Below are 8,565 nucleotides of genomic sequence, written 5' to 3' on the forward strand. Positions count from 1 at the left end.
GTGAAATTGTAAAAGCGTAAAAATGTATCTCTGTAAAAGTGGTGAAAGAGCAGGTCCGTGAATGGTGTGTGCTTTTGGGAGGGGTTATAGATGTGGTGGAGGATTGATGAGAGGGGGAAAAGAGTTGTGTGTTAAGGTGAGAGGCAGGTGGTGAGGTGCTGGTGAAGGGATGCTGGTGTGGGGATGCTGGTGTGGGGGTATGTTAAGGTGGTAGGGGGGCGTAGTGGAGTGATGGTGGTGCGGCTTGTGTGGGGGGGTGGCAATGCGGTTTGGGGCGTCAAGGCGTGGGTGGTCGTGAAAGGGCGTTGGAGAGGAGGTGGGGATGTTGCTTTCTGTGAATATTTAAAAGCGTAAAAATGCATATCTGTAAAAGCGTGGACAGGTACTGTATTCCCTGCGTTTGTTGGTGTTGATGTGTGCGGTGGAGAGATGGGGGTGTTGGCAAGGCAAAATGGTGGAGAGGTGTTAAGATGAAGCGGCGGGGCGTGTGAGAGCGGCTTTTGATAAGGCTTTTCAAGTTTGAAAAGAAAAGGTGGTGGGGAGGGGTAAGGGGAAACGAAAGAGTATGAGAGGGAGATGAGCACTGGGGATAAAAGTTTCCCAAGGGGAAAGAAAAATGTGCAAGGCGCAGATAAGGTGGGGCGAAGGGAGTGTTGGAGGAAGATGAGGGTGGCAAGATATAAACCCCAGACAATCAGTGATGAGGATCAATAGCGCGGCATCGTGTTGAACAGAAAGATAGGCATTGTGTTGTGCCATTGACCATAAATGGGACAAGGATGCAGAGAGTGGTGGAGAATAGACCTGAGTGTATGGGATGGATTTTCCATGTATGTCATTCTCATAAGATGACTATGAAAAGAGATTGGATGAGAGCTTTTTCTTGATGGTCACTTTGCGGCTTTCTGTGAAATTGTAAAAGCGTAAAAATGTATCTCTGTAAAAGTGGTGAAAGAGCAGGTCCGTGAATGGTGGGTGCTTTTGGGAGGGTTTATAGATGTGGTGGAGAATTGCTTAGGGTGGCAAAAGGTTTTGTGGGGCATCAAGGTGAGGGGCAGGTGGTGCGGCTTGTGTGGGGCGTTGGCGATGCGGTTTGTGGGGCAAGGCGTGGGTGGTCGTGAAAGAGCGTTGGAGGGAAAGCGGTGGGTGTCACTTTCTGTGAATGCTTAAAAGCGTAAAAATGTATCTCTGTGAAAGTGGTGAAAGAGCAGGTCCGTGAATGGTGTGTGCTTTTGGGAGGAGTTATAGATGTGGTGGAGGATTGCTTAGGGTGGCAAAAGGTTTTGTGGGTCATCAAGGTGAGGGGCAGGTGGTGAAGGGATGCTGGTGTGGGTGTATGTTAAAGGTGGTAGGGGGCGTAGTGGAGTGTTGGTGGAGTAGATTGCTGGGAGTGGTTGCGTATGGAATGGACATAGGTGCTTAAAGAGTACTGTACAAAGTAGAGCTGTATGGCATGTGTGGGGGGGTGGCAATGCGGTTTGGGGGGCAAGGCGTGGGTGGTCGTGAAAGAGCGTTGGAGGGAAAGCGGTGGGTGATACTTTCTGTGAAATTGTAAAAGCGTAAAAATGCATATCTGTAAAAGTGGTGAAAGAGCAGGTCCGTGAATGGTGTGTGCTTTTGGGAGGGGTTATAGATGTGGTGGAGGATTGATGAGAGGGGGAAAAGGTTTGGGGCGTCAAGGTGAGGGGCAGGTGGTGAGGTGCTGGTGTGGGTGTATGTTAAAGGTGGTAGGGGGGCGTAGTGGAGTGTTGGTGGAGTAGATTGCTGGGAGTGGTTGCGTATGGAATGGACATAGGTGCTTAAAGAGTACTGTACAAAGTAGAGCTGTATGGCATGTGAAATTTTCCTTTGTTTTCTTGAGGAAAAATCTGTTTTGCCAAGGTAGAGCGCAATGTTTATTGGCTTGTAGAATGGTTTTCGTTGAAGTGGGGTAACAAGGAGGATGATGGGGGCAGATTTGGATGGTAGGGTGTTGGTGATGCGGTTTGGGGCGTCAAGGCATGGGTGATGTGAAAGGGCGTTGGAGGGAAAGCGGTGGGGGCTGCTTTCTGTGAAATTGTAAAAGCGTGGACAGGTACTGTATTCCCTGCGTTTGTTGGTGTTGATGTGTGCGGTGGAGAGATAGGGGTATTGGCAAGGCAAAATGGTGGAGAGGCGTTAAGATGAAGCGGCGGGGCGTGTGAGAGCGGCTTTTGTACAAGGCTTTTCAAGTTTGAAAAGAAGAGGTGGTGGGGAGGGGTAAGGGGAAACGAAAGGGTATGAGAGGGAGATGAGCACTGGGGATAAAAGTTTTCCAAGGGGAAAGAAAAATGTGCAAGGCGCAGATAAGGTGGGGCAAAAGGGAGTGTTGGAGGAAAATGAGGGTGGAGAAATAGATGGGGGTATAAAGAGGTCTAGAAAGAGAGGCTGAGAGCTGGATATGTTAACCAATGGGCTCAAGGGAAAGATGAAAACTTTGTAGGTTAAAGCTTTTGACAGCTTTAGGGAATAAACACAAAAAGAAAAACCTTTGCCTTTTTGTTGGATTTTTGTTCACAAAACTGAGAAAATAGGCTATGAACACTGAAAAAATTATACGCACTGTAAAGGAATTTATTTTTTATGTCAAAAGAAGAAGTTTTAGAATTTTCTGGAATCGTGACTGAACTCTTACCGAATGCGATGTTTCGTGTAAAGCTAGAAAATGATCATGAAATTATTGCTCATACCGCTGGAAGAATGCGTAAAAACCGTATTCGTGTGTTAGCAGGGGATAAAATCATGGTGGAAATGACCCCTTATGATTTGACAAAAGGACGTATTACCTATCGCTATAAATAAGTCAGGGGTTGTTTTCTGTAAAGCGTTCCTACTTGCTTCTAAAAGATCTTGATGTCTGTTCTTTTTTAGTAAAAAATGAGAACAAGTGAAAAATTAAAACAATATGAGAGATGCGTGAGGTTATATTAAAGAATATTCATAGAATATTCATGGCACCAAAATAAATTGGGTGGCGGTTTAAAATCATTCTGGGGGGGTGAAAATGATAAACTTAAAGAAAACCTTCTTAGGAAAAGAGCGTTTGAAGAAAAATCCTGATGAAGAAATCCTCTTGGTGCTTGCTTCTGCTTCACCCCGTCGTTTGGCACTTTTAGCGCAGATTGGTCTTGATCCTCATGAGGTTTATGCGGCGAATATCGATGAAACACCAAGGTTAAAAGAACATCCTGCAAATCTTGCCAAACGGTTGGCAAAAGAAAAAGCCCTTAAAGCGCAAGAGGCTTTGTTATGGTACAGCCAACATGATAAAGAGGAGACCGCGCGGAAAATTGTCATCTTGGCTGCTGATACTGTGGTGGCTGTGGGGCTCACCATTCTTCCTAAACCAGAGGGTGAAGATGAGGCATATGAATGTTTGCGCTTTCTTTCGGGACGTGCTCACAAGGTCTATACCGCCATTTGTGCGCTCAATGAAGCTGGAAAAATAACCATAAAATTAGTGGAAAGTTCTGTCCGTTTTAGACGCTTGACGACTCCATTGATGGATACATACATTGCTTCTAGAGAATGGGAGGGAAAGGCTGGTGGCTATGCCATTCAGGGAAAAGCTGGTGCTTTTGTCGTCCAGCTTGCCGGCTCTTATTCCAATGTGATGGGATTACCATTAGCTGAGACAATGGATCTTCTCATGCATTATCGTTATCCTGTGCTTTCCTATTGGAATGGGGAAATGCGTTAGAAAAGTTTATGCACCAGGTAAAACCAATGATACAGAATACAAAACAATCAAAAAGGGAGACGCACAATGAAAAAAAACAAACGGTAGAAAAAGTCAGGAATAGCTGTCAACAAATCACACAGACACAACAAACACGCAAAAAATCAGATTTAACACAATCAGAAACTACTCCAATCCGCCCTCCGCACCCTTGTCCCATTTGTGGTCAAATGGCACAACAAAACACCTATCCTTTCTGTTCAACACGATGCCGCGCTATTGATCTTAATCGATGGTTGTCTGGTGCTTATATCTTGCCTCCACCACCGCAAGTCAGTGATGAAGAAGAATAAACAGGCATTTAGCGTTAGAAATGCGGCTTAAGGAAAGGGAAAATATTTGAGGCTTGCGAGAAAAGTTAGGTGTCTTTTTCAGAACAAGGCGTTGGAAAGGGTGAGGGGCCAGATGGTTTTAGCTATCATGAGAGATTTGGGATATAAGGAGATTTTAGCGCTATTGATCTTAATCGATGGTTGTCTGGTGCTTATATCTTGCCTCCACCACCGCAAGTCAGTGATGAAGAAGAATAAACAGGCATTTAACGTTAGAAATGCGGCTTGAGGCAAGGGGAAATATTTGAGGCTTGCGAGAAAAGTTAGGTGTCTTTTTCAGAACAAGGCGTTGGAGAGGGTGAGGGGCCAGATGGTTTTAGCTATCATGAGAGATTTGGGATATAAGGAGATTTTAGCTTTTGAAAGCAAAGGCAGAGATTTGTCTCTCAGAGAGTTTCTTTTGAGCTGTGATGAAGGTTTGAAGCTTACGAGAGAAGTGGGGCGACTTTTCAAACACAAGGTATGAGAGTTGAGAAGAGAGCAGGTGGTTTGAGTTGTCATGAGAGATTTGGGATATAAGGAGATTTTAGCTTTTGAAAGCAAAGGCAGAGATTTGTCTCTCAGAGAGTTTCTTTTGAGTTGTGATGAAGGTTTGAAGCTTACGAGAGAAGTGGGGCGACTTTTCAAACACAAGGTATGAGAGTTGAGAAGAGAGCAGGTGGTTTGAGTTGTCATGAAAAGATTTTAGCGTTTGAGAGCAAAGTCAAGGATTTGGATCTCAAAAAAATTGCTTTTTTGCTTGTAGAAAGCACGAATATTAAATATCTGCGGGAGATATGTTAGGGGCAGAGTATTGATGGTTTTCTTTGAGATAAAGTGGTAATTGCCAATAGGAGAATAATTTTTGAGGGCGCCTTTGGAAATAAAGATACGAACAGGTATTTTAATCTTAGAGAGTTGCTTTTGGAATGGGGGAAAGATTTGAAACTGATGGGAGAAATTGGGTGTCTTTTGAGAACGGAGCATTCAAGCTGAGGGGTGATGAGGTGCTTTCGCCAATATGGCAATAGTTTTTGGGGGCTTTAACCTTTTTAGAGAACAAAGAGAAGATTGGATACCTAGAGTTGGGGAAATTTGGAGGATTTGTCTCTTGGAGAATTGTCTTTTGGGGCTTTGGTGAAGATTTGAAGCTTGTGAGAGAAGTGGGGCGTCTTTTAAAGAACAAAGCATGAGAGATGAGGTGGTTTTTGTTGTCATGTGAAGATTGGAGGTATAGCAGGCTTTAGTTTTTGAGAGCAAAAGCAGGGATTTGTCTCTCAGAAAAGTGCCTCTTGGATTTGAGCTAAGGAGAAGTATTCAAAGCTCGAAGTTTGTAGAGGCAATTTGAGTGCAAATAAAAATATCTCTTCTGCTTTGTTTGGTTTGTGAGTCCCATATCACGTTTTTTTCTTCAACAAGCTTGTTGTTTCATAGGGGTGATGAGCTCTTGATCTGAATCGTGGGCTTTTGGAGGTGTATATCTTATCTCTACACCGAAAAGTCGGTGATGAAAAAGAATAAAATCATCAGGTGTTTTAGAACATTGAAAATAAGGTTTATAGTGCAAGTGGAGATTTGAAACTGCTGGGGAATTCACGCAGGGTTTGGAAAGTTTTACCTGTTTGGACTGCAGGCAAAACGCGGGTTTGTGCTGGCACAGAAAATTATAGTAATCGGACGTGATCTTTAGCCTTTGAGAGTAAAGATACGAGCAGCTATTTTAATTTCAGAGAGTTTTTTTGGCTCTGGTAAAGGTTTGAAGCTTGTGAGAGAAGTGGGGCGTCTTTTAAAGAACAAAGCATGAGAGATGGGGCGGGATCATGAGAAGATTTGGGATATGAGGAGATTTTAGCTGAAAGAACAAAGGTAGGGATTTGGATTTCAGGAATTGCTTCTTTGTTGGGTTTACGAATCTCATATTATGTTTTCTTCAACAAGCTTGTTGTTTCATATAGGCGTTCAGCTTTTGGTCTGAACTGATCGCACTATCGAAAAGTTGTGATGAAGAATAAAATCATCAGCTGCTTAACGGCGTTAGAAATGCGGCTTGAGGCAAGGGGAAATATTTGAGGCTTGCAAGAGAATGTGAGAGGCAGAGGGTTTTCTTTGAGATAAAGTGGGAATTGCCGATAAGGGAATGTTTTTGGGAATTTTAGCCTTATGAAGAATAAAGATACGAGCAGGCATTTTAATCTTAGAGAGTTGCTTTTGAAATGGGGTGAAGATTTGAAGCTTGTGAGAGAAATTGAGTGTCTTTTAAAGAATGAGGCTTTGGAGATGAGATGAGGTGGTTTTTGTTGTCATGTGAAAATTGGAGGTATAGTAGGCTTTAGTTTTTGAGAGCAAAAGCAGGGATTTGTCTCTCAGAAAAGCGCCTTTTGAGTTTGAAAAGAGGTCGAGTGTTTGAAGGTGGTGGGAAAATTTGAAGTGGGTGTGGGAAAAGAACTGGGCGTTTGCGGTGAAGAGGGGCTGGGAAAGAGGGGGAAAAGGGAGGCCTTTTAAAAAACAAAATATCTTCAAAGTTAAAGAGCATTTTATCCAGAATAAAATAATCAATGTGAGAACATAATCCCAAAAGTGGAAAAACAAAAGTGGGAGAGACACAATCCCTCATGCCAATTTATTTTCAAATCAACATAAGGGATTTTCTCTTCTTTCATAGGGAAAAAGGTTAATTCTTTTGCATCATTTTCCAGATTTTTCCATCAGACATATACATAATCTTTTGTCCTGTCGTTATTTTTTGTGTGCTGTTATTGATATGGAGTGAAGAACTAAGCGCTGCTTGATGGTCTATAAAAATTGATTTCCATTTAAATAAATGAGCCTCTGGTAAAGAGATATTAGCTGACCACGAACCATTTCGTAAACGAATGGCGATAAGCTCTTCCTTGTTTAAGGCATCCGAAATCGTTTTCGCAGATAGATCTTTGCCATTGCTAATGCGGACGTTCTTTGTTACCGGCGAGGCTAAGCCTCCAAGGTCGCTGATATTATTTATGCAATAACTGAGGTTACACGCTATTTGTACAACGTAAGGATCTTTACAGATCCCTTGTGCAGAGGCTTCTTGCAACGCTTGGTATGGTGTGCCGCTTTTATCGGCTGTAGGATTGAAAAAAATGGAGCTTTGTGGACTCAAGACATAACAGGAGGAAAGCTGTCTTTTCCAACGAGAATGGTCTTCAACAAAACTTGAAGAATTATAGAGTTTGCCAAAGGTGCTTGGTACTTCTATGACACCGACCGTTGTTGTTTTACCAGTGATAAGATCCGATATGGTGCCTGTAACAAGATTGCCATTCTTGGAAACATCTAATTTGTATCGACGTCCAAGCTTCCAGGGAAATTCAATTTCACATCGTACTCCAGAGTCCTTATGGGTAAAATGCTTACATTTATCACTCTTCCATCCCGTTGCATTCCAGATAGAGAAGTGAACAGTGCGGGCGCCTCTGTTGAATAAACCAATATATCCACTTTTCCCATCTTTGAACTGAAATTGGTTGCCCCAAAAATAGATGGCATCAGCTCCACCATCGTAAGTTATTTGCTGAGAAAAAGACAGGCTATCGAAGAATGTATTATGGCGCCATGTGTGTTGCATCGTAATAACTTTACCAGCAAAAACAGCGTAGCTTGGTTTGCTTATCAGAAGAAATAAAAATATTAAGAACAGCTTTTTTATGTTGCACTGCATATTTTAGATCCTTTACTTTTATAAAGTCAATGTAAGTAAATCTAATCATAGATTAAGTATAGTTTAAATAAACAATACGATAAATACTATTGTTTTTTTATTTATATTATATGTTATAAAATATTATTTAATTTAAAGCAAAAAGTGTATTTTGTACTTTCTTTAGATCTTCGAATGCAAAGCTTAATGGTGGGGTGTTGATAGTGACGTTTGGATGGTAGGGGATTGATGGTGAAGAGCTGGTGGTGAGATGTTGACGTCGTGAAAGAGTGTTGGGGAGGAGGTTATGATAGTTTCGGTGAATATGTAAAAGCGTAAAATGTCTATCTGTAAAAGCGTGGACAGGTACTGTATTCCCTGCGTTTGTTGGTGTTGATGTGTGCGGTGGAGAGATAGGGGTATTGGCAAGGCAAAATGGTGGAGAGGTGTTAAGATGAAGCGGCGGGGCGTGTGAGAGCGGCTTTTGTACAAGGCTTTTCAAGTTTGAAAAGAAAAGGTGGTGGGGAGGGGTAAGGGGAAACGAAAGAGTATGAGAGGGAGATGAGCACTGGGGATAAAAGTTTTCCAAGGGGAAAGAAAAATGTGCAAGGCGCAGATAAGGTGGGGCGAAGGGAGTGTTGGAGGAAGATGAGGGTGGCAAGATATAAGCCCCAGACAATCAGTGATGAGGATCAATAGCGCGGCATCGTGTTGAACAGAAAGGATAGGCATTGTGTTGTGCCATTGACCATAAATGGGACAAGGATGCAGAGAGTGGTGGAGAATAGGACTGAGTGTATGGGATGGATTTTCCATGT

Annotated in this window: 8 protein-coding genes and 1 pseudogene; 8 read left to right on the top strand and 1 reads right to left on the bottom strand. The window is 42.7% G+C overall.

Annotation, left to right across the window (positions count from 1 at the left end):
• Positions 1–183: 183 nt before the first annotated feature.
• The 8 genes and pseudogenes from PVV68_RS09000 to PVV68_RS10665 all read left to right on the top strand — a co-directional run.
• Complete coding sequence (locus PVV68_RS09000) at positions 184–354, top strand: hypothetical protein (protein ID WP_273782924.1); 171 nt, start codon at positions 184–186, stop codon at positions 352–354.
• 614 nt (positions 355–968) lie between these two features.
• Positions 969–1,121 (top strand): hypothetical protein, encoded by a 153-nt coding sequence (locus tag PVV68_RS09005; protein ID WP_273721775.1) that lies wholly within the window; start codon positions 969–971, stop codon positions 1,119–1,121.
• 149 nt (positions 1,122–1,270) lie between these two features.
• Positions 1,271–1,423, top strand: a complete 153-nt coding sequence (locus PVV68_RS09010; protein WP_273782925.1) for a hypothetical protein — start codon at positions 1,271–1,273, stop codon at positions 1,421–1,423.
• 611 nt (positions 1,424–2,034) lie between these two features.
• Positions 2,035–2,166: a hypothetical protein gene (locus PVV68_RS09015; RefSeq protein WP_273721778.1), complete on the top strand. Its 132-nt coding sequence runs from the start codon at positions 2,035–2,037 to the stop codon at positions 2,164–2,166.
• 435 nt (positions 2,167–2,601) lie between these two features.
• The gene (gene infA, locus PVV68_RS09020) at positions 2,602–2,820 is read left to right on the top strand and encodes a translation initiation factor IF-1 (protein ID WP_004857577.1); all 219 of its coding nucleotides are present in this window, start codon (positions 2,602–2,604) and stop codon (positions 2,818–2,820) included.
• A 202-nt stretch (positions 2,821–3,022) separates the two neighbouring features.
• Positions 3,023–3,718, top strand: coding sequence for a Maf family nucleotide pyrophosphatase (locus PVV68_RS09025; protein ID WP_273721783.1), 696 nt, complete (start codon positions 3,023–3,025; stop codon positions 3,716–3,718).
• A 26-nt stretch (positions 3,719–3,744) separates the two neighbouring features.
• Positions 3,745–4,050 (top strand): DNA gyrase inhibitor YacG, encoded by a 306-nt coding sequence (gene yacG, locus PVV68_RS09030; protein WP_273721784.1) that lies wholly within the window; start codon positions 3,745–3,747, stop codon positions 4,048–4,050.
• A 159-nt stretch (positions 4,051–4,209) separates the two neighbouring features.
• A pseudogene (locus PVV68_RS10665) lies at positions 4,210–4,287 on the top strand (DNA gyrase inhibitor YacG); the annotation flags it as partial.
• Between the two features lie 2,452 nt (positions 4,288–6,739).
• On the opposite strand, the gene PVV68_RS09035 reads toward PVV68_RS10665, so the two are convergent.
• A complete protein-coding gene (locus PVV68_RS09035; RefSeq protein ID WP_273782926.1) occupies positions 6,740–7,675 on the bottom strand; it encodes a DUF3472 domain-containing protein in 936 nt (311 codons plus the stop codon).
• Positions 7,676–8,565: the final 890 nt, after the last annotated feature.

Origin of the sequence: Bartonella sp. ML69XJBT, assembly GCF_028618515.1 — a bacterium.
GTDB lineage: Bacteria > Pseudomonadota > Alphaproteobacteria > Rhizobiales > Rhizobiaceae > Bartonella.

Bases quoted from the DNA above. Each gene is read 5' to 3' on its own strand.
- PVV68_RS09000 (WP_273782924.1), top strand. From the start codon at position 184: ATGCTGGTGTGGGGGTATGTTAAGGTGGTAGGGGGGCGTAGTGGAGTG.
- PVV68_RS09025 (WP_273721783.1), top strand. From the start codon at position 3,023: ATGATAAACTTAAAGAAAACCTTCTTAGGAAAAGAGCGTTTGAAGAAA.
- infA (WP_004857577.1), top strand. From the start codon at position 2,602: ATGTCAAAAGAAGAAGTTTTAGAATTTTCTGGAATCGTGACTGAACTC.
- PVV68_RS09035 (WP_273782926.1), bottom strand. From the start codon at position 7,675: ATGCAACACACATGGCGCCATAATACATTCTTCGATAGCCTGTCTTTT.
- PVV68_RS09005 (WP_273721775.1), top strand. From the start codon at position 969: ATGGTGGGTGCTTTTGGGAGGGTTTATAGATGTGGTGGAGAATTGCTT.
- yacG (WP_273721784.1), top strand. From the start codon at position 3,745: ATGATACAGAATACAAAACAATCAAAAAGGGAGACGCACAATGAAAAA.